Origin of the sequence: Paraburkholderia sp. RAU6.4a (assembly GCF_050435625.1) — a bacterium.
GTDB classification, from domain to species: Bacteria; Pseudomonadota; Gammaproteobacteria; order Burkholderiales; family Burkholderiaceae; genus Paraburkholderia; species Paraburkholderia tuberum.
Window position 1 is genome coordinate 723,509 of the sequence record NZ_JBNDKQ010000002.1, and the last position, 23,905, is coordinate 747,413.

Below are 23,905 nucleotides of genomic sequence, written 5' to 3' on the forward strand. Positions count from 1 at the left end.
CCCGTGAAAGCCGTCAGTCTATGCCAAAAGCGCTGCCGATACAGTCGGCCGGATGGCCGATGAGCGCTGCGCGCGAAGTGACAGACCGGCAATCGGCGCTGCGCGCCCGGCAACGCGCCGGGCAGTCTAAAATAGCGGTTTTCTTCAGCCGGCCACGTCGTGATCCGCTTCAATCAGTTCAGCCTCGCGCGCGGCACCAAGCCGCTTTTCGACAACACCACGTTCACCTTGAACCCCGGTGAAAAAGCCGGCCTCGTCGGAGCGAACGGCGCGGGCAAGTCGACGCTGTTCGCCGTGCTGCTCGGCGAGCTGCATGCGGACGGCGGCGATTTCTCGATCCCGCCGACCTGGCGCATCGCGCACGTCGCGCAGGAAACGCCCGCCGTCGACAAAACCGCCCTCGCCTACACGCTAGACGGCGACGCCGCGCTGCGCGACATCGAAGCGCGCATCGCTTCGGCCTCCGCGGCGCACGACGGGGCGGCAGAAGCCGAAGCGCACGCCGCGTTCGCCGACGCCGACGGCTACACCGCGCCGGCTCGCGCCGAAGCGTTGCTGCTCGGCCTCGGCTTCACGCTCGACCAGACCCGCGAGCCGGTCAGCAGCTTCTCGGGCGGCTGGCGCATGCGCCTGAATCTGGCGCAGGCGCTGATGTGCCGCTCCGATCTGCTGCTGCTCGACGAACCGACCAACCACCTCGACCTCGACGCGATCGTCTGGCTGGAAGATTGGCTGAATCGCTATGCGGGCACGCTGATCGTGATCTCGCACGACCGCGAGTTTCTCGATTCCGTCTGCAACGTCACGCTGCATCTCGAGAACCAGCAGATCAAACGCTACGGCGGCAACTACTCGCAATTCGAAGTGCTGCGCGCGCAGCAGATCGCGCTGCAACAGAGCGCGTACGAAAAGCAGCAGCGCACGGTCGCGCATCTGCAGAGCTACATCAACCGCTTCAAGGCGCAGGCCACCAAGGCGCGTCAGGCGCAAAGCCGGGTGAAGGCGCTCGAGAAGATGGAGCTGATCGCGCCCGCGCACGTCGGGTCGCCGTTCACGTTCGAGTTCCGCACCCCTGACTCCGCGCCGAATCCGATGATGGTGATGGAAGACGTGCGCTGCGGCTACCATGCCGAAGACGGCAGCGAGATTCCGATCGTCGAGCGCGTGATGCTGTCGATCCAGAATGGTCAGCGCATCGGCCTGCTCGGCGCGAACGGCCAGGGCAAGTCGACGCTGATCAAGACGCTCGCGGGCACGCTCGAACCGTTGAGCGGCCACGTACGCGAAGGCAAGGGTTTGCGCATCGGCTACTTCGCGCAGCATCAGCTCGAAACGCTGCGTCCGGACGACACCCCGTTGCAGCACCTCGCGCGTCTCGCGCCCGATACGCGCGAGCAGGAGCTGCGCGACTTCCTCGGCAGCTTCAACTTTTCCGGCGACATGGCGACCGCGAAGATCGCGCCGTTCTCGGGCGGCGAGAAGGCACGCCTCGCGCTCGCGCTGATTATCTGGCAAAAGCCGAACCTGCTGCTGCTCGACGAGCCGACCAACCACCTCGACCTCGAAACGCGCCACGCGCTGACGATGGCGCTCGCGCAATTCGAAGGCACGCTGATCCTGGTCTCGCACGACCGGCATCTGCTGCGCGCGACGACCGATCAGTTCATGCTGGTCGCGAAGCATCGTCTGCAGGAATTCGACGGCGATCTCGACGACTACCGCGACTGGCTGCTGCAGCATGCGGCCGAGCAGCGCGCCGCGCTGAAGGCCAATGCTTCCGGTGCGTCGGACGCAGCGTCCAACGGCGCGGCAAGTGGCGACAGCAACGTCAATCGCAAGGAACAGCGCCGCCTCGAAGCGGAAACGCGGCAGAAGCTCGCGCATCTGAAGAAGCCGCTGCAAAGCCGCATCGCGAAGATCGAAAGGGAAATGGACGCACTCAACGCGGAGAAAGCGACGCTCGATACATTCGTCGCCGATCCCGCGAGTTACGAACCGGAGCAGAAGAGCAAGCTGACGGAGGCGATCCGCCGTCAGGCAGACGTGAACGCGCGCCTCGACACGCTCGAAGCCGAATGGCTCGGGACGCACGAGGAACTCGAACAGATCGGCTAGCGGCACCGCGCCGGCATCCACGGGAGCTTGGCTTTGTCATTTGCGAATTCATCGTCCGGGTTATCGGCCCCAGAATCCGTAGCTGCATCGGCAGCCGATGCGCCGCCGTTGCAAGGACTGCGCGTGCTCGACCTCACGCGTCTGCTGCCGGGTCCGGTGGCCGCGCTGCGCCTCGCCGAGCTCGGCGCCGATGTGCTGAAGATCGAGGCGCCCGGCGCGGGCGACCCGACTCGCACGATGATGCAGTCGTCGAGCGACCGTGTCGCGGGCCGACCCGGCGCGTTTTACCGGATGGTCAATCGCGGCAAGCGCGAGACGCGCCTCGACCTCAAGTCCGAAGCAGGACGCCAGGTGCTGCGCGCACTCGCGGCTGAAGCCGACGTGCTGATCGAGAGCTTCCGGCCCGGCGTGATGGAGCGGCTCGGCCTCGGCTACGCGACGCTCAGCGCAGCCAATGCGCGGCTCGTCTATTGCGCGATCAGCGGATATGGCGCGAGCGGTCCGTTCGCGGACCATGCCGGCCACGATCTGAATTACCTCGGCTATGCAGGCGTGCTCGATCAACTGGCGAACCGCGACGGTGCGCCGATCCTGCCGAACTTCCAGATCGCCGATCTGCTCGGCGGCGCATTGAGCGCGGTCACGCAGATTCTCGCGGCGCTCTGGCATGTCGCGCGAGGCGGCGCGGGCCGCTTCGTCGATGTATCGATGACGCACACGAGCCATGCGCACAACTTCGTCGCGCAGGTGTCGCTCGTCAACGAAGGTGCGGCGCCCGCCGCGGGCAGTGGTCTGTTGAACGGCGGCGTGCCCTGCTACAACCTCTACCGCACCAGCGATGAACGCTGGCTCGCGGTCGGCGCGCTCGAATTGAAGTTCTGGGAAACGCTGTGCATGGCGCTCGATCGGCCGGAATGGGCGACGCGTCACTGGAGCCTGGGTCAGGCGATCGGCGGTCCCGATGCCGTGGCACTCATTCAGGAAGTCGCCAATCTGATTGCGACGCGCACGCTCGGCGAATGGGTGGAATCGCTGGAATCGCTCGATTGCTGCGTGTCGCCGGTGCTGACGCCCGCTGAAGCGGCGCAGCATCCGCTGTTCAATCCGCACGCGTATGCGGCGGTAGCCGCGAGCGCCGCCGACTCACACGACGACGGGGCCTAATGCGCGTGGCGCAGCCGCGACGCGGGCGCAATGAAGATCAAGGCCCGGTCAATCGAAAAACCCGCCGCCGTCAACGCCGCGTCGGCGTCTGCCTCGGCAGCGTTTGCCGCGGCGACTTTTCGTCGTCGTACAGCAGGTGCTTGCGGCCTTCCACATGGCGGCTGATCGTGGCACGCACTTCGGCGGCCGTTACGTCTTCGGCCACCACCCGCCGCGAGATCTGACCCGCGGTGTCGATCCACTCGACGATCCGGCAAGCGCCGCCCCACGGCTGATGAATCGGTGCGGAGACCCGGCAGCCGCGCACCTGGATGTGATGGTGGGCAGCGGTTTCACGAGACTGTTTCAAGGCGCGATCCTTTTTCGAGCATCAGACGGGATGCATATCATTACAGCTTAGAAAAAAGGTATGGCGACCAGGTTACAGCCAATATGAAGATATTTACCGGGCATTACGGTACCGCAAGCGTACAAAGTACCGGCGAGCCGTCCCGGCCCCCGTCTATTCGAGCGTGCGGACGCGGTCGATGGCCTGTTCGATCCGTTCGACCGCAACGACCTGTAAGCCTTCGATCGGCTGTTTCGGCGCATTGGCCTTCGGAATCACCGCCACCGAGAAGCCGAGCTTGGCTGCTTCCTTCAGGCGCTCCTGACCGCGCGGCGACGGCCGGATTTCGCCGGCGAGGCCCACTTCGCCGAATACGACGAGCCCCTTCGGCAGCGGCTTGTTGCGCATCGACGAATGGATCGCGAGCAATACCGCGAGGTCGGCGGCGGGCTCGGAGATCTTCACCCCGCCCACCGCGTTCAGGAACACGTCCTGATCGAAACAGGCGATGCCCGCGTGCCGATGCAGCACCGCGAGCAGCATCGCGAGCCGGTTCTGTTCGAGGCCGACCGCAAGGCGTCGCGGATTCGGCGCGTTGGCCGCATCGACGAGCGCCTGCACTTCGACCAGCAACGGCCGCGTGCCTTCCTGCGTGACGAGCACACATGAGCCCGGCACCGACTGCTCGTGCTGCGATAAAAACAATGCCGACGGATTCGCGACGCCGCGCAAACCACGCTCGGTCATCGCGAACACGCCGAGTTCATTGACCGCGCCGAAACGGTTCTTGATCGCGCGCACGAGACGGTACGACGAGTGCGTATCCCCCTCGAAATACAGCACCGTATCGACGATATGTTCGAGCACGCGCGGTCCCGCGAGCGCGCCCTCTTTCGTCACGTGCCCGACCATGATGATCGTCGTGCCCGACTGCTTGGCGATGCGCGTGAGTTGCGCCGCGCACTCGCGCACCTGCGCGACCGAGCCCGGCGCCGATGTCAAAGCATCCGAATAGACGGTCTGGATCGAATCGATCACGGCGACTTCAGGCCGTTGCTCCGTGATCGCCGCCTGAATTTTTTCGAGCTGGATTTCCGCGAGCAATTGCAACTCGCTTGCCTTCGAGCCGGGTTCGAGCAACGCCAGCCGTTGCGCGCGCAACGCGATCTGCGCGCCAGATTCTTCGCCGCTGATATAGAGCGCGCGTTTGTCCGCCGCGATTTCCGCGAGCGATTGCAACAACAGCGTCGATTTACCGATGCCCGGATCGCCGCCGATCAACACCACGCCGCCCGGCACGAGGCCGCCGCCGAGCACGCGGTCGAATTCGCTGACGCCGGTGGAAAAGCGCGGCACGTCCGACGCGTCGATGTCGGCGAGGCGCCGTACCGGCGTGCTCTTCGCGAGCGACTGGAAACGGTGACCGGACGGCGCCTCCGCGACCGATTCGACGAGCGTGTTCCACGTCTGGCAGGACGGGCATTGACCGGACCACTTCGGCGACTGTCCGCCGCATTCCCCGCAGATGTACAACGTCTTCGCTTTCGCCACGCGTTACTCCGCCCGAACCGGCACACGCGGCGCGACCGCGCACATCAGCTCGTAGCCGATCGTGCCGCAGGCCTGCGCGACGTCGTCGATGGGCAGCGCGGTGCCCCACAATTCCACGCGCGAGCCGACGTTGGCGGTCGGCACCGGGGTCAGGTCGACGGTCAGCATGTCCATCGACACACGTCCAACGATCCGTGTGCGCACGCCATCGACGATCACCGGCGTGCCTTCCGGCGCGACGCGCGGATAGCCGTCCGCGTAACCGCACGCGACCACGCCGATGCGCATCGGAGCGCGCGCAGTGAACCTCGACCCATAGCCGACCGAGCTGCCTTCGCCGAGCGTCTGCACGGCGATCAGTTCCGACGCGAGCGTCATCGCGGGCTGCAGGCCCGTGCCGTCGATCGCGGCCGTCACGCCGGACGGCGACGCGCCGTACAGGATGATGCCCGGACGCACCCAGTCGAAATGCGCTTCCGGATGCCACAGCGTCGCGGCCGAATTCGACAGACTGCGCGCACCGGCGATGCCCTGCGCGCCGCGCTCGAACGCCTCCATCTGATGCGCGATGCCGCGCTCGGCATCGGCATCGGAAAAATGCGTCATCAACGTGATCTGGCCGACGCCCTGACAGGCGCGCGCACGTTCCCACGCGGCACGGAATTTTTCGACCGTGTAGCCGAGCCGATTCATGCCGGTGTTCATCTTCAACTGAATATTGACCGGTTTCGACAGACGCGCCATTTCGAGCATGCGCAGTTGCTCGTCCGAATGCAGCGCCGTGGTCAAACTGTAGCGGTCGATTACATCGATGTCGGTCGGCCGAAAAAAGCCTTCCAGCAGAAGAATTGGGCCCGCCCAGCCCAATTCACGCAACTTCACCGCTTCTTCGAGGTCCAGCAGCCCAAAGCCGTCCGTAGCGCGCAAACCGGGAAACACGCGCGCGAGGCCATGCCCGTAGGCATTAGCCTTGACGACGGCCCAGATTTTCGATTTCGGCGCATAGCGCCGCGCGACAGCGAGGTTATTGGCGAGAGCAGCGGTATGAATCGTGGCGGAAAGGGGGCGCGGCATGGGATTTTTTCGTAAAGACACTTGCGAATCAGCGGCTTACAGGGCGTTTTCAGCGCTCGGCGGCCCGCTGGGCGGTGCGATCAAGGATTCTGCTAGTCCGAATTCGGCTATTTTCATGATATAAAGCCGTGCGCACAACCCATTTCGATCGGCATAAGCCCGGACACATGACAAACGGCCGGGGCGGACAGACCGCAGCGAGGACAGCATCGCATCAGATGAAAAAAGGTTTTTACACCATCATGGCCGCGCAGTTTTTTTCGTCGCTGGCCGACAATGCGCTTCTGATCGCTGCTATCGCTCTGCTGAAAGATCTTCACGCTCCGAACTGGATGACGCCGCTGCTCAAGCTGTTTTTTGTGCTGTCGTACGTCGTTCTTGCCGCCTTCGTGGGCGCATTCGCCGACTCCCGTCCGAAAGGACGCGTGATGTTCATCACCAATACGATCAAGGTGGTTGGCTGCATAACGATGCTGGTCGGCGCGCATCCGCTGATTGCGTACGGCATCGTCGGCTTCGGCGCGGCGGCCTACTCGCCCGCCAAATACGGCATTCTCACCGAACTGTTGCCGCCTGACCGGCTCGTTGCCGCGAACGGCTGGATCGAAGGCACCACGGTCGGCTCGATCATTCTCGGCACGGTGCTCGGCGGCGCGCTGATCAGCCCGCATATCGCCGCGCCGATTCTCAAATGGCACGTCCCCACCGTGAACACGCCCGCGGAAGCCGCGATGCTCGTGATCATGGCCATTTACGTGATCGCCGCGCTGTTCAATCTGCGCATTCCCGACACCGGCGCGCGCTATCCTCGACAGGAGCACGGGCCGATCCGCCTGATCACCGATTTCGCCGACTGCTTTCTCGTGCTGTGGCGTGACAAGCTCGGACAGATTTCGCTCGCCGTGACGACGCTGTTCTGGGGTGCGGGCGCGACGCTGCAATTCATCGTGCTGAAGTGGGCCGAAGTGTCGCTGGGCATGTCGCTGTCCGAGGCGGCGATCCTGCAGGCGGTGGTCGCGGTTGGCGTCGCGTTCGGCGCGATTTTCGCGGCTTCGCGTGTGCCGTTGAAGAAGTCGCTGTCGGTCTTGCCGGTCGGCATCATGATGGGTATCTCCGTGATGCTGATGGCGTTCTACACGCGCGATCTGTTTCCCCCGCACTGGGGCGTGTATTTTGGCCGCATGCACGTGTCGGGCTATCTGATTTTCGCGTATATCTTCCTGATGTTCGTGGGCGGCCTGTCGGGCTTTTTCGTCGTGCCGATGAATGCGCTGCTGCAGCATCGCGGGCACGTGCTGCTGTCGGCGGGCCATTCGATCGCCGTGCAGAACTTCAACGAGAATCTGTCCGTGCTCGTGATGCTGTGCCTGTACGCGGTGCTCGTGTGGCTCGACGTGCCGGTCACCATCGTGATCGTGCTGTTCGGCACCTTCGTCTGCCTGATGATGTGGCTCGTGATGCGACGCCATCAGGCGAACCAGCGCGCCTTCGATTCGGTCGCGCTGATCGGCGAAGCCAAGCACTGATCGGCTGCGCCGGGCCGGCCGCGGCACACACGAGCGCGCCCCCCTTCTTCCTCGCTCGACCATGACTCAATCGATTCCCAATGTGCTGACGATCGCCGGTTCCGACTCCGGCGGCGGCGCCGGCATCCAGGCCGATCTGAAGACCTTCTCCGCGCTCGGCGCCTATGGCGCGAGCGTGATCACCGCGCTGACCGCGCAGAACACGCGCGGCGTGACCGCGATTCACGCGCCGGACCCGGGCTTCGTCACCGCGCAGCTCGACGCGGTGTTCGACGACATCCGCATCGACGCGGTGAAGATCGGCATGCTCGCGAATGCGCCGATCGCGCGTGCGGTCGCCGACGCGCTGCGCCGTCATCAGCCCAAACACATCGTGCTCGACACGGTGATGATCTCGAAGAGCAATCACGCGCTATTACTACCCGATGCGGTCGCGGTGGTACGCGACGAACTGCTGCCGCTCGCCGATCTGCTGACGCCGAATCTGCCGGAAGCGGCCGCATTGCTGGGCATGCAACCCGCCGCCGACGAAGCCGGCATGGTCGAGCAAGGCGAAGCGTTGCGCGCGCTCGGCGCGCGCGCGGTGCTGATGAAGGGCGGCCATCTGAGCGCGACCGATAGCCCCGACTGGCTCGTGCAGGAAAGCGGCACGCTGCGTCTCGGCGGTCCGCGCGTGCCGGTGAAGAACACGCACGGAACGGGCTGCACGTTGTCGTCGGCGATCGCGGCCTTGATTGCGCAGCGCGACGATCTCGCTAGCGCCGTCGCCGATGCGAAGGTTTATCTGACGGGTGCGTTGCAGGCGAGCGAGCGGCTCGACGTCGGCCACGGCGTGGGGCCGGTGCATCACTTTCATCGGTGGTGGTGAGCGACGTCATTGCTTCGCGTAACGCCGCGCGTGCTCGGGCCAGTCGTCGGGCACGATAAAACCGCGCGAGCGTTCAAGTACACGCCCCGTGTTGTCTTCGATGAATCCGGCGACCATCGTCGGGCCGTGTTGCGGTGAGATCTGCGCGGCGAGCGTGTTTGCGTCGACGTAGCACGTGTCGTCCGCACCGGCTCGCGTTCGATATTGCGGCGCGAGCCATTCGAGCCGCGCCAACACCCGCCACCTGTGCGCATGCGCGCACGCGAAAGCCGGCCAGTCGCGATGCGTGACCCACCAGCCGCGACCGTGCGCGGGATCGAGTTCGGCAGGATCGGTGGGCATCTCGCCATGCCGGTAAAACAGCCAGCCTTTGACGAACATCTGCGGCGTCCACGCGCCCGCATAGCCCGTCGAGGCAAATTCCTCGCGTGCGCTGAGCGGCAACTGATGATCGAGCAAATGCGCGAGCTTCAGATCGAGGCGGTCTTTCAGATTGGGGCCGACATAATCGGCGAGACGCGCCGCCTCTGCCCCATTCGCATCGCCCGCATGCAGATAGCACTTCACCGCGAGTTCCCAATGCAGTCGCGCGCCCTGGCGCGTGCGCACGAGGAAATCGCATTCACCGAGCGTGAGGCCCGCATGTCGTAGCGGCACACCCGCTGCGATCAGTTGCGTCGCCGGTCCATGACGAAGGAAAAAGCCCAGCAGGCGTTCGGCGTAGCGGCCAAGGCGCGTGATACGCGTGGCCGCGAGATCCTGACGCAGAAGTGCCGGCGCGGCGTCGAGCGCGCGCAGCCAGTCGAGCGTGGCCTGCAATTCCTGCGGTGTGCCGAAAGGATCGGCGAGCGCGCCTGTGGGAAGCTGAGGGCGCAACAGATCGGGACTGAGCAGCAGCCACGCGAGATCGCGGACAGCGGGATCGCGCAGCGCATCGACTGAAGCATCGCCACGCAAACCCAGCAAGGTATCGAGAAGCGCCGCGCAGCTGACAGACGCGGCGGGCATGCGCGCCGCCGGTCCCTCGGGCATCGTCACTTTGATTGGTTCGACGGCACGCCGCCGTTCGCGAGCCACGTGGCACGCGCGAGGCACAGATCCGCCCAGGCCTTGGCCTTGTCGGGCAGGCTACGCAGCAGATAGGCCGGGTGATAGGTGACGATCACCGGTACGCCCTCGTACGTGTGCACGCGGCCGCGCAACGACGAAATGCTCGCGTCGGTCTTGAGCAGACTTTGCGCGGCGAAACGGCCGAGCGCGACGATCAGCTTCGGCTTCACGAGCGACACCTGACGCTGTAGATAAGGTTCACAACGCGCGACTTCGTCCGGCTGCGGATTGCGATTGCCAGGCGGCCGGCACTTGATCACGTTCGCGATATACACGTTGGTGCCGCGCGCGAGCGCGAGCGAGTGCAGCATGTTGTCGAGCAGCTTGCCGGCCTGGCCAACGAACGGTTCGCCTTGTCGGTCCTCGTTCTCGCCGGGCGCTTCGCCGATCAGCATCCAGTCGGCCTCGCGATCGCCGACGCCGAACACCGTGTTCGTGCGCTTCTCGCACAGCCGGCACGCCTCGCATCCGGCGACGCGCTCGGCGAGCGCGTCCCAGTCGAGTGTGTGGATAGACGGCAGCGCGGGCGCGTCGCGGCGCGCTTCGGCGGGCGCGGCGGCCGATGCGGTCGGATCGTCGAACCACGCGAAGTCGTCCTCGGAAGGGGCGTCGAAAGTCGGCGGGGCTGAAAAGTCAGTTTGCGGTTCTGATGTTTCGCGCCGCGCTGCAGTTTCGTCGAAGCGCGGCGTGGATTCGCGCTGCACTTGCGGCGGCTGCACCTCGGCGGACGCGCGCAGCGGTTCGCGCGAGGTCTGCGTCGCAGGCTCCGCGCGACGCAAGTCTGCCGCGTGTTCCCGCGGCGACTGCAACGCATCACTCTGCCCGGCCTCCTCTCGCGCCGCGAGTCCGCGACGCACCCACAACGGCGCGAGTCCGAATTCTTCGAGCACCGATTCATGCAGCGCCATCTGCGCCCTCCGTGGCTAACGACAGACGCATCACGATCGCGTCCTCCCGGCCGCGATGCCGCGCCGGATAATAATTTTTGCGCCGGCCGATCGACGCGAAGCCGAAGCGCTCGTACAACCGGATCGCCCGACGATTCGACGGCCGCACTTCGAGCAGCAGCCCCTCGAGCCTCTCCGCGTGCGTGATGCGCACCGCCTCGCGCAGCAGCGCGAGGCCTGCGCCGGCGCCTTGTGCTTGCGGCGTGACGCACAGATTCAGCAGATGCATTTCATCGACGACTGGCATCAGCACGCAGTAGCCGATCAACGTCCCCGTCACGTGACGTAGACAGACGCCGAAATAGCCATTGCGCAGCGAGTCGCCGAAGTTGCCGCGGCTCCACGGAAACTCATACGCGAGTTTCTCGATCGCGGCGACTTCGTCCAGGTCGCTTTCGGTCATCGGCGACATGTAGCGGTCCGTGAGCAGCACGCCGCTCATGGGCGCGCCTCGTCGTGGGACGGTTGGCCGGAGCCGCCATCGGGCGCGTGCTGCGCGGACTGCTCGGCGCTATGAGTCGCTTTGGCTGATTTCGCCGCTTTGTCGGCCATGCGCTCTGCGGTCGTCTGCGCGACCTTGTCGCGCACGTACTCGGGTGCGGCCTGATCGGCGCGCACCGTGCGGCCCGCATGAAACGCGCGCAGCGCCGCGTACGCGAGCGGCAACGCATGCGGCAACGCTTGGCCATCGACGCTCCGCGCGGCTGCGACCGCCGGCAAGCGCTCGCCGAACGCGGCGGCCGCGTTGCCGGCGAGTGTGAATGGCACGTCGGGCAGCACGAGCCGCTCGGGTGCATCGAGCGTCGCCGTCTGCACGGTGCGCCATTCGTGTTGCGTGTCGTCCCACGCGTAGTCGGCCCAGTAGATTTCGTCCATGCGCGCGTCGAGCGCGGCGAGCACGCGCGTCGTCGACGGATCGCGCAGGCGGGCGCTCTCCGCGCACGCGAGCAGCGTGCCGATCGGTACGACCGGCAGGTTCAGGCCGAACGCGAGGCCTTGGGCGACGCCGGTCGCCGTACGCAGTCCGGTGAACGAACCCGGACCCGAGCCGAACGCGATCGCGTCGCAATCCGCCAGCGTGAGGCCGGCTTCGTCGAACAGTTCGCGGATCGCCGGCAGCAGGCGGGTACTGGACACCGCGCCGGTTTGTTCGTGACGAACCCAGACGCGCGGTTCGGCGCTGGGCTGACCGGCGGCATCGACGGACGCGGACACGAGCGCCGCCGAGCAGAACTCGGTCGATGTATCAAGGGCAAGAAGCACTGTTTGAGTCATGGACCGTATTGTAATCGGCGCGGTGCGCGTGAATGGTGGTTTGCGCGGCCGCGCTGCCCGGCTTCGCGGCCGTCATCGTTTGGAATAAGCCCTCGGTCCCGGGGCGGCGGGCAATTGCTATGATTTTCGGCCGATCTCATCTATCCCGCCACGCGGGCCAAACGACCATGACCGACATCAATTCCCAGTTCGAGCAAGCCCAGCAAGACGTCAAGCAACTGCCCGAGCGTCCGGGCAACCTGACGCTGCTGCGTCTCTATGCGCTCTTCAAGCAGGCGAGCGAAGGCGACGTGCACGGCGACAAGCCGGGCTTCACCGACATCGTCGGCAAATACAAGTACGATGCGTGGGCGGCGCTCAAGGGCACCGCGCAGGACGCCGCGAAGCAGCAATACGTCGAACTCGTCGAATCGCTGAAGAGCGGCACCGCGGCCTGAGTTTCCGGCGCGCCAATCATCTGCCGAAATGGCCGTCTGGCAATGCTGCGACCGCCTCGCGGCGGTTTCGGACACGAAGCTCCGGGCCGCCGCCCTCACTCGCCTACTTCATTCCGACACTTTCTTCTGTCGGAATTGCCTGAATGGTGGCGCAGTGCAGCAAATGTCGCTACAATGCCGCCTGCGCTTCACTGCTTTGCCCGTTTTTTCCAGCGGTCCTCGCGGCGCAGCGTCCATAGCGTTTGCTCCAATCCAGTTTAGAACCTGTCCCCTTCTGCCTAGCCCACTCCGGGCTCAAGTCCCAGGCTGGCGACTCGCCATGTTGGCACGTCGCATCCGATACAGCTTCTAACGAAAAACTCGCCTTCATTGTCGCGAGTTGCCCCCGTTTTTCGATTTGCTCGCTGCTGTTTTGCTCGCTGAATCCGACGACTTGGGTATGCCGATTGGCGTTGACGTTTTCATCCGATGAACCACCCAGGATCGTTTTCAAGGATTCACATGACTTTGAGCAACACCCCCAGCAGCCCGTTGAACGCCGTCGCCGACGAAGCACTCGGTCTTACGCCCGCCGCTCCCGAAGCCGTCGCGCAGGCTGACGCCAAGCCGACCTTCGCGTCGCTCGGCCTGTCCGCGGACGTCGTCTCCGCGCTGACCGCCGCCGGCTACGAGCACCCGACGCCGGTGCAGCAACGCGCGGTGCCGGCAGCGATCGCCGGCCGCGACCTGCTGGTTTCGAGCCCGACCGGCTCGGGCAAGACCGCCGCGTTCATGCTGCCCGCCATCGAGCGTTTCTCGCAGCTGCAAAAGACGCAGGCGAACCAGCCGCGCGAGCCGCGCCCGGCCGACGGTGGCCGCGGCCGCCGTCCGCAGCCGGTCGCGCGTCCTACCATGCTGGTGCTGACCCCGACCCGCGAACTGGCGATGCAGGTCACGACCGCCGCCGCGACGTACGGCAAGCACCTGAAGCGCCTGCGCACCGTCAGCATTCTCGGCGGCGTCGCTTATGGCCAGCAGCTGATGCTGCTCGCGAAGAATCCTGAAATCCTCGTCGCGACGCCGGGCCGTCTGATCGACCACCTCGAGCGCGGCCGCATCGATCTGTCGCAACTGCAGATCCTCGTGCTCGACGAAGCCGACCGCATGCTCGACATGGGCTTCATCGACGACATCGACACGATCGTCGCCCAAACGCCGGCTACGCGTCAGACCATGCTGTTCTCCGCCACGCTCGACGGCAAGATCGGCTCGCTGACCGGCCGGCTGTTGAAGGACCCGGAGCGGATCGAGATCGTCCAGCGCTTGGAACAGCGCACCAACATCGCGCAAACCGTCCACTACGTCGACGACCGCGATCACAAGGACCGTCTGCTCGACCATCTGCTGCGTGACGACGGCCTCGACCAGGCCATCGTCTTCACGGCCACCAAGATGGACGCCGACCAGTTGGCGGGCCGTCTGGCCGACGCCGGCTTCGAATCGGCCGCGCTGCACGGCGACCTGCCGCAAGGCGCGCGTAACCGCACGATCCGCGCACTGCGCGAGCGCCGCGTGCGCGTGCTGGTTGCGACCGACGTCGCCGCTCGCGGTATCGACATCCCGGGCATCACGCACGTGTTCAACTACGACCTGCCGAAGTTCGCCGAAGACTACGTGCACCGTATCGGCCGTACCGGCCGTGCGGGCCGCTCGGGTATCGCCGTGAGCCTCGTGCATCACGCCGAACAGGGCGCGTTGAAGCGCATCGAGCGCTTCGTGCGCACGCCGCTTCCGGTCAACGTCGTCGAAGGCTTCGAGCCGCGCAAGGCGGCGCCCTCGGGCAACGGCCGTCCTGGCTTCGGCGGCCGCGGCCGTCCTGGCGGTGGTAATGGCCGTCGCTTCGGCAGCGGCTCGGGCAAGCCGGGCGGCTACGGCGGCTCGCGCAACGGTAACGGCACTGGCAACAGCAACGGCGGCGGTTGGGGCAACAAGTCGGCCGGCGGTTCGCGCGAAGGCTTCGGCTCGCGCGAAAGCCACGGCGGTTCGCGCGAAGGCTTCGGCGGTGGCTCGCGTGACGGCTACGGCGCGCGCCGCAACGACGGTCCCCGTTCGGCACGTCGCGGCAGCTAATAGCGACCCACCTGACCGACCGGATGGCTTCGCGCCGTCCGTGACACAGAAGAAAACCGGCGCTCGGGCGCCGGTTTTTTTTCGTCTATCGACTGGCCGCCCCAAATTTCACGATGTAAAAAATTTTTTTGCGTCGTAAAAAATCATGCTGCAAAGCACAAGAAGGACTATTGCAACAGGGAAAATATCGTTTCTTATCGCGAAAAGCAGGCATCAAGTCATTGATTTTATATAAAAATAAATATTGGAAAAACGCTTTGCGGCGTCTATTGTGCGTCCTTCGATTTGCCTAGACTCTTATATAAGACTTCACGAAACAGAACGCCTCTCCGGGCCCGACGCTTCGAGAAGACAGAGTCACCCATCCTCCATAACTGGCATCGAAGGAGCACATCATGACCATGACCCGCGAACAGCAAGTGCAGCAACTCAAGCAGCAATGGGAATCGGACCCGCGTTGGAAAGGTGTCAAGCGCACCTACTCGGCCGAAGACGTGGTGCGTCTGCGCGGCTCGGTGCAACCTGAGCACACGCTCGCGAAGCGCGGCGCGGAAAAGCTGTGGGCCGCCGTCAACAACGAGCCGTTCGTCAACTCGCTCGGCGCGCTGACCGGCAACCAGGCGATGCAGCAGGTGAAGGCTGGTCTGAAGGCAATCTATCTGTCGGGCTGGCAGGTCGCGGGCGATGCCAACGTCGCCGGTGAAATGTACCCGGACCAGTCGCTGTATCCGGCCAACTCGGTGCCCCTCGTCGTCAAGCGCATCAACAACACGCTGACGCGCGCCGACCAGATCCAGTGGTCGGAAGGCAAGAACCCGGGCGATGAAGGCTACGTCGATTACTTCGCGCCGATCGTGGCCGACGCGGAAGCCGGTTTCGGCGGCGTGCTGAACGCATTCGAACTGATGAAGGCGATGATCGAAGCGGGCGCGTCCGGCGTGCACTTCGAAGACCAGCTCGCATCGGTCAAGAAGTGCGGTCACATGGGTGGCAAGGTGCTCGTGCCGACCCGCGAAGCCGTCGCGAAGCTGACAGCCGCGCGTCTGGCCGCCGATGTGTCGGGCGTGCCGACCGTGCTGCTCGCCCGCACCGACGCGGAAGCCGCCGACCTCGTGACCTCGGACATCGACGACAACGACCGCCCGTTCCTGACCGGCGAGCGTACCGTCGAAGGCTTCTACCGCACGAAGCCCGGTCTCGAGCAGGCAATCTCGCGCGGCCTCGCCTATGCGCCGTACGCAGACATGATCTGGTGCGAAACCGGCAAGCCGGACCTCGAGTTCGCCAAGAAATTCGCCGACGCGATCCACAAGGAGTACCCGGACCAACTGCTGTCGTACAACTGCTCGCCGTCGTTCAACTGGAAGAAGAACCTCGACGACGCGACGATCGCGAAGTTCCAGCGCGAACTCGGCGCGATGGGCTACAAGTTCCAGTTCATCACGCTGGCCGGCTTCCACGCGCTGAACTACTCGATGTTCAACCTCGCGTACGGCTATGCGCGCAACCAGATGACCGCGTTCGTCGAAATGCAGCAGGCGGAGTTCGCGGCGGCCGAAAAGGGCTTCACCGCGGTCAAGCATCAGCGCGAAGTCGGCACCGGCTACTTCGACGCGGTCACGCAGACGGTCGAGCGCGAAGCATCGACGACCGCGCTGCACGGTTCGACGGAAAACGAGCAGTTCTTCGACAAGAAGGTCGCCTGAGATCAGCCAGTCGGGTTATGCAGTCCCGTGGCCTGAGCGCAGGAACGATCGGCAAACGTCGAGTGGCACCACCAGAGTGCCGCCGACGCAGGGAGGGCCGTGCCGTGCTGGATTGGCAGGAGCGTCAGCGCGAACGCCGACGGCCGGAGAGTCTCAAAGAAGCCAGCACGCGGCAAGCGTGCGGCGAACCTGAACGCGCCGGCAGCGCCGCCGGCGCGCTTTTTTTCGAAGGCGGTGCATGCCGGCATGCTGCCGGCAGTGCCAAGCGATTCAGCGATAGACGATCACAGGAATTTTCGTATGCGTGAGCACGCGCTGCGTTTCACTGCCGATCAGCAGGCTGCCGAGCCCGCGCCGCCCATGCGATGCCATGAAGATCACGTCGCAGCGCCCCTGCTCGGCCGCTTCGATGATGCCGAGATACGGCGCCGGATGCACGCTCGTGCGGCTCTCGACACTGACGCCGACGCGGCGCGCCGCATGCTCGACTTCGCGCAGATGCACGCGCGCCTCGCGCTCGCTGCGTTGCAGGAACTCGCCGGGCGGTTCAACCACGACATCGGAGAACGGCGAGTACGGATATTGCGACAGACAGGCGTATGCGGTAACGCGGGCGCCCACGGCCTGCGCGAGGTCGATCGCGCCCGCTATCGCCTTGCGTGACAGATCTGAACCATCGGTCGGAACCAGGATGTGCCTGAACATGATCCCCTCCGTCGCCGGCTGCCCGCAGCACGGCGTCAGCGTCCAACACAGCCCAGGGTGCAGGCTGCTCGAAACGATTGTAATGCGTATGAATGCGGGTATTCGCGTCTGTCTGGAGATTGGCGCATCAGTCCCAGTAACCGGGTTCGCCGTACGTATGCTTGAGAAAGTCCAGAAACAGCCGCACCCGCAGCGGCAGATGACGGCGCTGCGGGAACACCGCGTGGATGCCGATCGGCGGCGCGGCGAATTCGTCGAGCACGCTGACGAGGCGGCCCGCCGCGATCTCCGCGCCGACCTCCCACCACGAGCGCCACGCGAGCCCGTGTCCGGCGAGACACCATTCGTGCAGCACCGCGCCGTCCGAGCACTCCATCGTGCCGGACACCTTGATCGACGCGACCTTGCCGTCGTGCTGAAACATCCAGCCGCGCTGCTGGTTCGCGCTGGCGCCGAGCGCGAGGCAGTTGTGGCGCGCGAGATCGGCCAGGCTGTGCGGCGCGCCGCGCCGGCTCAGATACGCGGGCGACGCGACGCATACGCGCCGGTTCTCCGCGAGCTTCAGCGACACCAGCGACGAATCGGGCAACTCGCCGAGCCGCACCGCGCAATCGAAGCCTTCGTTGACGAGGTCGACGAGGCGGTCGGAAAGATCGAGCGTGATCGATACGTCCGGATGCGCGACCGTGAACGCGGGCACCAGTGGCGCCACGTGCCGGCGCCCGAAGCCGGCCGGCGCCGACAGCCGGAGATGGCCGCTCGCCTTCACGCCGCCCGCCGACACGCTCGCCTCGGCGTTCTGCATGTCGTGAAGAATGCGCTGGCAGTCTTCGAGAAAGGCCGAGCCTTCGAAGGTCAGCGTGAGCTTGCGCGTCGTGCGCACGAGCAGCTTCACGCCGAGGCGCTCCTCCAGTGCGTCGATGCGCCGGCCGATGATCGCGGGCGCGACGCCCTCGGCGAGCGCCGCCGCGGACAGGCTCCCTTTGGCCGCGACAGTGGCGAAGGTCTCGATCTGCTTGAAACGGTCCATGAACGATACGCGCCGCGGCGAGGCGGAAAAGTGAGCAGTGCGCGTCAGATTAGGTACGCAAAAGTAAAAGATCAAGTGATCTTTAGCCTATTTTTTAGCACCTAAGGTCAGCAATACAATCGATCCCGACCTCTGACAGGAGCGCATGGCAATGTCGGCCACAACGACACCTTCCCCGCGAGCAGTGATTTTCGACGCCTACGGCACGTTGTTCGACGTGCATTCGGTGATCGCCGCCGCGGAGCAACTGTTCCCCGGCCACGGCGACGCGCTGTCGCAGCTGTGGCGCCAGAAGCAGATCGAATACACGCAATTGCGCACGCTCGCCGCGCGCAGCGATGCCCCCGGCGAACATTACCGCCCGTTCTGGGACATCACGCTCGACGCGCTGCGCTTCGCCGCGAAAAGACTGCAGCTCACGCTCGGCCGCGCGGCCGAAAAGCGGCTGATGGACGAATACGCGTGCCTGTCCGCATTTCCCGACGCGGCGCCCGTGCTGCGTGCGTTGCGCGAGGCCGCCGCCGCGCCACGCGTGGGGCTCGCGATTCTGTCAAACGGCAATCCGCAAATGCTCGATATCGCGGTCAAGAGCGCCGGCATGAACACCCTCTTCGATCACGTGCTGTCGGTCGACGCCGTGCGCGCGTACAAACCCTCGCCTGCCGCGTATGCGCTCGGCCCCGAGGCGTTCGGCGTGGCCGCGCGCGAGATCGTGTTCGTGTCGTCGAACGGCTGGGACGTCGCGGGCGCGACATGGTTCGGCTTCACGACGTTCTGGCTGAACCGGCAGAACCTGCCCGTCGAAGAGCTCGGCGTGACGCCGCATGGCACCGGTAGCGGCATGAACGATCTGCTGGACTTTCTGCGCACACTCGCGACGTCGTCACGTTCGAGCGGCGGCCGTCGAACGAAAGTTCCTGGCAGTGGCAGTCGCAAGCGCGCCGGCCCGCGCGTATGACGGCGCCCCTCGCATTCGGCAATCCACTTCCCCCTTTTCAACCTTCGCATTTTTTGCAATCTGACCGACCAAGGAAAAAACATGGCTAATCCGCTGTCGTTGCCGCAAGGCATGGAAATCACCGGCGACATCAAGCCCGGCTTTGAAGCGATCCTCACCCGCGAAGCGCTGGAACTCGTCGCGGCCTTGCACCGTACGTTCGAGCCGCGCCGTCAGCAGTTGCTGCAGGCGCGCGTCGAGCGCGCGAAGCGGCTCGACGCGGGCGAGCGGCCCGACTTCCTCGCCGCCACGAAGAGCGTGCGCGAAGGCGACTGGAAGATCGCGCCGCTGCCGCAGGATCTGCAGTGCCGGCGCGTCGAGATCACCGGCCCCGTCGAGCGCAAGATGATCATCAACGCGCTCAATTCGGGCGCCGACTCCTACATGACCGACTTCGAGGATTCGAACGCGCCGAGCTGGGACAATCAGATCACCGGTCATATCAATCTGAAGGACGCGGTGCGCCGCACGATCTCGCTCGAACAGAACGGCAAGTCGTACCGGCTCAACGACAGGACCGCGACGCTGATCGTACGTCCGCGCGGCTGGCATCTCGACGAGAAGCACGTGAAGGTCGACGGCCAGCGCGTGTCGGGTGGCATCTTCGATTTCGCGCTGTACATGGTGCACAACGCGAAGGAGTTGATCGCGCGCGGCTCGGGTCCGTACTTCTATCTGCCGAAGATGGAGAGCCATCTCGAAGCGCGGCTGTGGAACGACCTCTTCGTCGCCGCGCAGGAAGCGGTCGGCGTGCCGCGCGGCACGATTCGCGCGACGGTGCTGATCGAGACGATCGTCGCCGCGTTCGAAATGGACGAGATCCTGTACGAGCTGCGTGAACATAGCTCGGGCCTGAACGCGGGCCGCTGGGACTACATCTTCTCGGCGATCAAGAAGTTCAAGAGCGACCGCGACTTCTGCCTCGCCGATCGCTCGCAGATCAAGATGACCTCGCCGTTCATGCGCGCGTACGCGTTGCTGCTGCTGAAGACCTGCCATCGCCGCAACGCGCCGGCGATCGGCGGCATGAGCGCGCTGATTCCGATCAGGAACGATGCGGCCGCGAACGACAAGGCGATGGCCGGCGTGCGTTCAGACAAGGCGCGCGACGCGGGCGACGGCTACGACGGCGGCTGGGTCGCGCACCCGGGCCTCGTGCCGGTCGCGATGGAAGAGTTCGTCAAGGTGCTCGGCGATCGGCCGAACCAGATCGGCAAGCAGCGCGTCGACGTGCTCGTGAGCGCGACCGACCTGCTCGACTTCCGCCCGGAAGCGCCGATCACCGAAGCGGGCTTGCGCAACAACATCAACGTCGGCATTCACTACCTCGGTTCGTGGCTCGCGGGCAATGGCTGTGTGCCGATTCACAACCTGATGGAAGATGCGGCCACCGCCGAGATTTCGCGCTCGCAGGTCTGGCAGTGGATCCGCTCGCCGAAGGGCAAACTCGACGACGGTCGCAAGGTGACGGTCGAACTGGTGCGCGAGCTCGCGGCGCAGGAGCTCGACAAGGTCAAACAGACGGTGGGCGGAGATACGAAGCCGTATGAGCGTGCCGCGCAGATCTTCGAGCAGATGTCGACCGCGGAGCAGTTCACCGATTTTCTGACGCTGCCGCTTTACGAAGAGATTTGATGGTGTTGATGATGCGGGCTCGAGCGCCTTGGGCCTGCTCGAGCCGGGTGATCGCATCGGCTTGAACGACGGCACGCCGCGGACATACGTGGCGCACCGTTTTTTTTGCTCGCCTTCGTGCACCAGCTCAGCGCGTGCGCCGATGTTCGACCCAATCTCCTGAACGGATCTCGGGCAGCCCTTTTACGGCGCTCGGCGCGACCGGATAGAAGCGGCAATTCACGACGTTGCCGTCCACTTTGACCATCACCTCACGTGTCAGAAAACGATCCTCGACGCCCGGATACACGGCTTCGATTTCGTCGAGCACCGCGACAAGCGCATCGTCGATTTCATAGACGTCGCCGAGCACGTCGATACCCGCTTCGTCGACGACGAGACCCGGATAGTCGCCAAAATCGAACAGATGGCCGCGCACGGTGGCACTGCCGAGCAGGCTCGGTGCGGGGATGTCGTTGCGCGCGGCGGCTTCGCTGATGTCGTTGGTTTCACCGGCACGCAGCGTGCCGTAGACAAAGACGGTCTGCATCGTCGTTGAGTCTCCATGGTCAGAGGTGATGTCGGTGGCTCGGAGGCCATCGGGACATTATGCAACGGCGGCCCGTCGGCAACAGAAACTGGGCACGGCCTACAATGCTTGATGCCCGCGGCGGTGAATGGCCTCGACCGCGCTTCGCCGTTGCCAGCTCCGTGATCCGAACCGACCTTGCCATGACCTCGTCCTCCGACTCCGACTTGTTGAGTCGCGTGCGTTTCGCCGACATACCGCCCGAGTTCGCGCCGAACGAGATGCATCCGATCCGCGTGCGCTCGCGGCCAATGCCGGCGGGCTGGCATATCGCGCGTCATACGCATGCCTGGGCGCAGGTCGCGTATGCGTCGCGCGGCGTGCTGCGGGTCGCAACGACGGGCACGACATGGATGGTGCCGCCATCGCGCGCAATCTGGTTGCCGCCGCATGTGACGCACGAAGTGGTCGCCGTCGAGGATGCGTTCCTGCGCACGCTGTACATCACCGAGAGTACGGTGCCGGCCGGGCTCGATACGCCGCGCGTCGTCGAAGTATCGAACCTGTTGCGCGAGGTGATTGCCGCGCTCGATACGCCTGGCCTGTCCGCCGCGCGAGAGCAGCTGCTCGGCGCGCTCGCGCTCGATGAACTGACGCGCTCCGAGCCGTTGCCGCTGTCCGTGCCGATGCCCAGCGAAAAGCGCCTGCGCGCGCTGTGCGAGGCCGTGATCGCCGACCCGATGCATGGCGAGTCGCTCGAGCAGTGGGCATCGACGGTGGGCGCGAGCACGCGCACGATCGCGCGGCTGTTCCGCCAGGAACTGGGTGTGAGTTTTTCGCAGTGGCGTCAGCAGGCGATTCTCGCGCGCGCCATTCCATTGTTGAGCCAGGGACGACCGCTGTCGCACGTCGCGCAGGAACTGGGCTATCAGAGCCAGAGCGCCTTCTCCGCGATGTTCCGGCGTGCGTTCGGCGCGAGTCCACGCGCGTTTATCGAACGAGGCGCCGAGCATCGCGCGAGCAACGGCGAGCATGATGACGCGCAAGCGGATGATGAAACGGCACAGGATCAAGCCGGTTCGACGAACGTCGCCGAGCGGTGAATGGCGACAACTAGCGCTGCGCGTCGGCCATCCAATGCGGGGCACGCCTCAAACCCGCCGCGCCAGATGACGGATTGCGCCTAGCTGCGCGAGCCGCGGCCCGGTGAGCTTATAGCCCTTGCGCTGATAGAGCCGCGCCGCCGGATTGTCGACGAACACGCGCAACTGCAACTCGCGCAGCCCGCGCTCGCGCGCCCATTGATGCGAGATGTCGAGCAGGAACGTACCGGCGCCAAGCCGACGATATCCTTCGGCGATCTGCACGTCGCGGATATGCAGCGAATCACCCTCTTCGGTGATACGCAGCACGCCCATCGGCACGCCATCCACTTCGAGAATGAAATTCTCCGATTCGCGCCAACTGCCGAGAAACAGATCGCTGCGCCACACCAGATGATGCCGGCGATAGTAGCCGCCCATGTTGTTGCGGGTCAGCGCCTCGGCAAACTCGAAATCGTCCATGCTGGCCGTGCGCAGATGAAACGGTGACGGAGCTTCGGTGGGATCGAACATGGCAGGACCGCGAGGATGAGTCGGATAAACGGTAAAACAGGCCGCGCGCGCTGGCAATGGCTGTTTGTCCCGAGCCTTCCGGGAGGCGGCCGGCAACGGCAGTAGAAACGGAGCGGTTACGGTCCTATGTGCAGGCGCCATCAACCGCTCACCAGCACGACGGCTGCGGATATACACGTTCGCATCGTCGGCACAGCGCACGAAGCAGTGGCCGCGCCGTTCCAGTTCCTTGTCCACCACGTCGAGCAACACGTTGGCCAGCAACGGCGGATCAGCCGGATCACGCTGGCCTCCCCAATTCGTATTCTGTAGACGGTCAATCAGGATGTCGTGGTTGACCTCCGACCGGTTTGGGGATCGTCACCCGACATACCGGAGCGGGCCGGTACGTCCCCTCTGCAACTGTTCATAAATCGCCGCGTCGTGCGCACGCCGTCCGGGCCGGAAGCCGTAGGTAAGAGCGCACTCCTTCATGGCACAGCCGCCGCATTTACGCCGCTTCGCCCTGGTCACGAGAGCTCCGCGGTCTATTACCCGCCCGCCCTGCTTGGCAACGCCTTCTATGCGGTTCTCGTTTATCGGCTCGCGACTTACGCTCCACGCTTCCTTCCCACATTCGGCCGCCGTCATGCAGTTGCGCTTCACTTCATTCGCTGTGACCAGCTCATGGCGGGACTTGCACTCGCAGGAGTGCGCCCATGCTGGGCGCACAATAAAAAAAGCCCACTTCTTGCGAAGTGGGCTTTCTCAAATCTGGCGGAGCGGACGGGACTCGAACCCGCGACCCCCGGCGTGACAGGCCGGTATTCTAACCAACTGAACTACCGCTCCAGATTTTGCATCGCAGCCTGCGAGCCATACTCTCAGCTTGCTGCACCGTTCAAACTTCCAACCGAACGACGCCGATGTTCTGGCGTCCCCTAGGGGATTCGAACCCCTGTACTCACCGTGAAAGGGTGATGTCCTAGGCCTCTAGACGAAGGGGACAACGTACTGCTTACACCTTTAATGAAAAAGCCCGTTCAAGTATGTGTGAACGGGCTTTGTCTGGCGGAGTGGACGGGACTCGAACCCGCGACCCCCGGCGTGACAGGCCGGTATTCTAACCGACTGAACTACCACTCCAGTCTTTACACCCTGCTTGCGAGCGTCGGTTAATTCTCTGCAAGCTGCGCTGCTTTACTACTACTCGAATACTAAAGCG

Annotated in this window: 22 protein-coding genes and 3 tRNA genes; 10 read left to right on the plus strand and 15 right to left on the minus strand. The window is 64.8% G+C overall.

All coding sequences use genetic code 11. The annotated features are described in order from the left end of the window. Nucleotides 1-159 precede the first annotated feature (159 nt). A complete protein-coding gene (locus OKW40_RS08015) occupies nucleotides 160-2,115 on the plus strand; it encodes an ATP-binding cassette domain-containing protein (RefSeq protein WP_429489112.1) in 1,956 nt (651 codons plus the stop codon). Between the two features lie 108 nt (nucleotides 2,116-2,223). After that, nucleotides 2,224-3,279, plus strand: coding sequence for a CaiB/BaiF CoA transferase family protein (locus OKW40_RS08020; protein ID WP_429489114.1), 1,056 nt, complete (start codon nucleotides 2,224-2,226; stop codon nucleotides 3,277-3,279). Between the two features lie 70 nt (nucleotides 3,280-3,349). Here the strand turns inward: OKW40_RS08020 and OKW40_RS08025 are convergent, their stop codons facing one another. The 3 genes from OKW40_RS08025 to alr all read right to left on the minus strand — a co-directional run bounded on the left by OKW40_RS08025 (nucleotide 3,350) and on the right by alr (nucleotide 6,232). Next, complete coding sequence (locus OKW40_RS08025) at nucleotides 3,350-3,628, minus strand: DUF2866 domain-containing protein (RefSeq protein ID WP_429489116.1); 279 nt, start codon at nucleotides 3,626-3,628, stop codon at nucleotides 3,350-3,352. Between the two features lie 153 nt (nucleotides 3,629-3,781). Further along, nucleotides 3,782-5,158, minus strand: a complete 1,377-nt coding sequence (radA, locus tag OKW40_RS08030) for a DNA repair protein RadA (RefSeq protein ID WP_429489118.1) — start codon at nucleotides 5,156-5,158, stop codon at nucleotides 3,782-3,784. A 3-nt stretch (nucleotides 5,159-5,161) separates the two neighbouring features. After that, nucleotides 5,162-6,232, minus strand: a complete 1,071-nt coding sequence (gene alr, locus OKW40_RS08035) for an alanine racemase (RefSeq protein WP_429489120.1) — start codon at nucleotides 6,230-6,232, stop codon at nucleotides 5,162-5,164. A 218-nt stretch (nucleotides 6,233-6,450) separates the two neighbouring features. On the opposite strand from alr, the gene lplT reads away from it, so the two are divergent. Next, entirely contained in the window at nucleotides 6,451-7,758 is a 1,308-nt protein-coding gene (gene lplT, locus OKW40_RS08040) for a lysophospholipid transporter LplT (RefSeq protein ID WP_187610461.1), read from the plus strand. Nucleotides 7,759-7,819: 61 nt separating this feature from the next. After that, complete coding sequence (gene thiD / locus OKW40_RS08045; protein ID WP_187610460.1) at nucleotides 7,820-8,626, plus strand: bifunctional hydroxymethylpyrimidine kinase/phosphomethylpyrimidine kinase; 807 nt, start codon at nucleotides 7,820-7,822, stop codon at nucleotides 8,624-8,626. Between the two features lie 6 nt (nucleotides 8,627-8,632). On the opposite strand, the gene OKW40_RS08050 is transcribed toward thiD, so the two are convergent. From OKW40_RS08050 to tsaB, 4 genes are read right to left on the minus strand one after another with little or no spacing between them, the layout of a single operon-like run. Continuing rightward, nucleotides 8,633-9,634, minus strand: coding sequence for a DUF1853 family protein (locus tag OKW40_RS08050; RefSeq protein WP_429489122.1), 1,002 nt, complete (start codon nucleotides 9,632-9,634; stop codon nucleotides 8,633-8,635). Between the two features lie 26 nt (nucleotides 9,635-9,660). Beyond that, nucleotides 9,661-10,644 carry a uracil-DNA glycosylase gene (locus OKW40_RS08055; RefSeq protein ID WP_429489124.1) on the minus strand — a complete coding sequence of 328 codons (984 nt, stop codon included), beginning with the start codon at nucleotides 10,642-10,644 and terminating at the stop codon, nucleotides 9,661-9,663. Further along, the gene (gene rimI, locus OKW40_RS08060; RefSeq protein ID WP_184049061.1) at nucleotides 10,631-11,125 is read right to left on the minus strand and encodes a ribosomal protein S18-alanine N-acetyltransferase; all 495 of its coding nucleotides are present in this window, start codon (nucleotides 11,123-11,125) and stop codon (nucleotides 10,631-10,633) included. The genes OKW40_RS08055 and rimI overlap by 14 nt, the downstream gene beginning before the upstream one ends. Further along, a complete protein-coding gene (gene tsaB / locus OKW40_RS08065; RefSeq protein WP_429489126.1) occupies nucleotides 11,122-11,958 on the minus strand; it encodes a tRNA (adenosine(37)-N6)-threonylcarbamoyltransferase complex dimerization subunit type 1 TsaB in 837 nt (278 codons plus the stop codon). Before tsaB ends, rimI begins: the two co-directional genes overlap by 4 nt. A gap of 167 nt (nucleotides 11,959-12,125) precedes the next feature. Here tsaB and OKW40_RS08070 point away from each other — a divergent pair, with 167 nt between their 5' ends. Beyond that, nucleotides 12,126-12,395, plus strand: a complete 270-nt coding sequence (locus OKW40_RS08070) for an acyl-CoA-binding protein (protein ID WP_184056944.1) — start codon at nucleotides 12,126-12,128, stop codon at nucleotides 12,393-12,395. 169 nt (nucleotides 12,396-12,564) lie between these two features. Here OKW40_RS08070 and OKW40_RS08075 read toward each other — a convergent pair whose 3' ends face one another. Next, the gene (locus OKW40_RS08075; protein ID WP_184056947.1) at nucleotides 12,565-12,888 is read right to left on the minus strand and encodes a hypothetical protein; all 324 of its coding nucleotides are present in this window, start codon (nucleotides 12,886-12,888) and stop codon (nucleotides 12,565-12,567) included. An 8-nt stretch (nucleotides 12,889-12,896) separates the two neighbouring features. On the opposite strand from OKW40_RS08075, the gene OKW40_RS08080 reads away from it, so the two are divergent. Both OKW40_RS08080 and aceA read left to right on the plus strand, forming a co-directional pair. Then, entirely contained in the window at nucleotides 12,897-14,504 is a 1,608-nt protein-coding gene (locus OKW40_RS08080) for a DEAD/DEAH box helicase (protein ID WP_429489128.1), read from the plus strand. Nucleotides 14,505-14,905: 401 nt separating this feature from the next. Beyond that, entirely contained in the window at nucleotides 14,906-16,210 is a 1,305-nt protein-coding gene (aceA, locus tag OKW40_RS08085) for an isocitrate lyase (protein ID WP_184057372.1), read from the plus strand. A 270-nt stretch (nucleotides 16,211-16,480) separates the two neighbouring features. On the opposite strand, the gene OKW40_RS08090 is transcribed toward aceA, so the two are convergent. Further along, nucleotides 16,481-16,915, minus strand: coding sequence for a universal stress protein (locus tag OKW40_RS08090; protein WP_429489130.1), 435 nt, complete (start codon nucleotides 16,913-16,915; stop codon nucleotides 16,481-16,483). A 127-nt stretch (nucleotides 16,916-17,042) separates the two neighbouring features. Beyond that, a complete protein-coding gene (locus OKW40_RS08095; protein ID WP_184056953.1) occupies nucleotides 17,043-17,945 on the minus strand; it encodes a LysR family transcriptional regulator in 903 nt (300 codons plus the stop codon). Between the two features lie 151 nt (nucleotides 17,946-18,096). Here OKW40_RS08095 and OKW40_RS08100 point away from each other — a divergent pair, with 151 nt between their 5' ends. Both OKW40_RS08100 and aceB read left to right on the plus strand, forming a co-directional pair. Further along, entirely contained in the window at nucleotides 18,097-18,903 is an 807-nt protein-coding gene (locus OKW40_RS08100; RefSeq protein ID WP_429489132.1) for a haloacid dehalogenase type II, read from the plus strand. An 81-nt stretch (nucleotides 18,904-18,984) separates the two neighbouring features. Then, nucleotides 18,985-20,577: a malate synthase A gene (gene aceB, locus OKW40_RS08105; RefSeq protein ID WP_429489134.1), complete on the plus strand. Its 1,593-nt coding sequence runs from the start codon at nucleotides 18,985-18,987 to the stop codon at nucleotides 20,575-20,577. A gap of 127 nt (nucleotides 20,578-20,704) precedes the next feature. On the opposite strand, the gene OKW40_RS08110 is transcribed toward aceB, so the two are convergent. Continuing rightward, on the minus strand, nucleotides 20,705-21,106 hold the full coding sequence (locus OKW40_RS08110) for a gamma-glutamylcyclotransferase family protein (RefSeq protein ID WP_429489135.1): 402 nt from the start codon (nucleotides 21,104-21,106) through the stop codon (nucleotides 20,705-20,707). Nucleotides 21,107-21,288: 182 nt separating this feature from the next. On the opposite strand from OKW40_RS08110, the gene OKW40_RS08115 reads away from it, so the two are divergent. After that, a complete protein-coding gene (locus tag OKW40_RS08115) occupies nucleotides 21,289-22,188 on the plus strand; it encodes an AraC family transcriptional regulator (RefSeq protein ID WP_429489137.1) in 900 nt (299 codons plus the stop codon). Nucleotides 22,189-22,236: 48 nt separating this feature from the next. Here the strand turns inward: OKW40_RS08115 and OKW40_RS08120 are convergent, their stop codons facing one another. The 4 genes from OKW40_RS08120 to OKW40_RS08135 all read right to left on the minus strand — a co-directional run bounded on the left by OKW40_RS08120 (nucleotide 22,237) and on the right by OKW40_RS08135 (nucleotide 23,826). After that, nucleotides 22,237-22,701 (minus strand): GNAT family N-acetyltransferase, encoded by a 465-nt coding sequence (locus OKW40_RS08120; RefSeq protein ID WP_187615400.1) that lies wholly within the window; start codon nucleotides 22,699-22,701, stop codon nucleotides 22,237-22,239. A gap of 754 nt (nucleotides 22,702-23,455) precedes the next feature. After that, nucleotides 23,456-23,532 (minus strand) — tRNA-Asp (locus OKW40_RS08125). Between the two features lie 80 nt (nucleotides 23,533-23,612). After that, nucleotides 23,613-23,688: transfer RNA gene (locus OKW40_RS08130), tRNA-Glu, on the minus strand. A 61-nt stretch (nucleotides 23,689-23,749) separates the two neighbouring features. Next, nucleotides 23,750-23,826 (minus strand) — tRNA-Asp (locus OKW40_RS08135). Between the last annotated feature and the right edge of the window lie 79 nt (nucleotides 23,827-23,905).

Coding starts and splice junctions, on each gene's coding strand:
- alr (WP_429489120.1), bottom strand. CDS start 6,232: ATGCCGCGCCCCCTTTCCGCCACGATTCATACCGCTGCTCTCGCCAAT.
- tsaB (WP_429489126.1), bottom strand. CDS start 11,958: ATGACTCAAACAGTGCTTCTTGCCCTTGATACATCGACCGAGTTCTGC.
- rimI (WP_184049061.1), bottom strand. CDS start 11,125: ATGAGCGGCGTGCTGCTCACGGACCGCTACATGTCGCCGATGACCGAA.
- OKW40_RS08100 (WP_429489132.1), top strand. CDS start 18,097: ATGTCGGCCACAACGACACCTTCCCCGCGAGCAGTGATTTTCGACGCC.
- OKW40_RS08050 (WP_429489122.1), bottom strand. CDS start 9,634: ATGCCCGCCGCGTCTGTCAGCTGCGCGGCGCTTCTCGATACCTTGCTG.
- lplT (WP_187610461.1), top strand. CDS start 6,451: ATGAAAAAAGGTTTTTACACCATCATGGCCGCGCAGTTTTTTTCGTCG.
- OKW40_RS08115 (WP_429489137.1), top strand. CDS start 21,289: ATGACCTCGTCCTCCGACTCCGACTTGTTGAGTCGCGTGCGTTTCGCC.
- OKW40_RS08095 (WP_184056953.1), bottom strand. CDS start 17,945: ATGGACCGTTTCAAGCAGATCGAGACCTTCGCCACTGTCGCGGCCAAA.
- aceA (WP_184057372.1), top strand. CDS start 14,906: ATGACCCGCGAACAGCAAGTGCAGCAACTCAAGCAGCAATGGGAATCG.
- OKW40_RS08110 (WP_429489135.1), bottom strand. CDS start 21,106: ATGCAGACCGTCTTTGTCTACGGCACGCTGCGTGCCGGTGAAACCAAC.
- OKW40_RS08120 (WP_187615400.1), bottom strand. CDS start 22,701: ATGTTCGATCCCACCGAAGCTCCGTCACCGTTTCATCTGCGCACGGCC.
- thiD (WP_187610460.1), top strand. CDS start 7,820: ATGACTCAATCGATTCCCAATGTGCTGACGATCGCCGGTTCCGACTCC.
- OKW40_RS08080 (WP_429489128.1), top strand. CDS start 12,897: ATGACTTTGAGCAACACCCCCAGCAGCCCGTTGAACGCCGTCGCCGAC.
- OKW40_RS08055 (WP_429489124.1), bottom strand. CDS start 10,644: ATGGCGCTGCATGAATCGGTGCTCGAAGAATTCGGACTCGCGCCGTTG.
- OKW40_RS08070 (WP_184056944.1), top strand. CDS start 12,126: ATGACCGACATCAATTCCCAGTTCGAGCAAGCCCAGCAAGACGTCAAG.
- aceB (WP_429489134.1), top strand. CDS start 18,985: ATGGCTAATCCGCTGTCGTTGCCGCAAGGCATGGAAATCACCGGCGAC.
- OKW40_RS08090 (WP_429489130.1), bottom strand. CDS start 16,915: ATGTTCAGGCACATCCTGGTTCCGACCGATGGTTCAGATCTGTCACGC.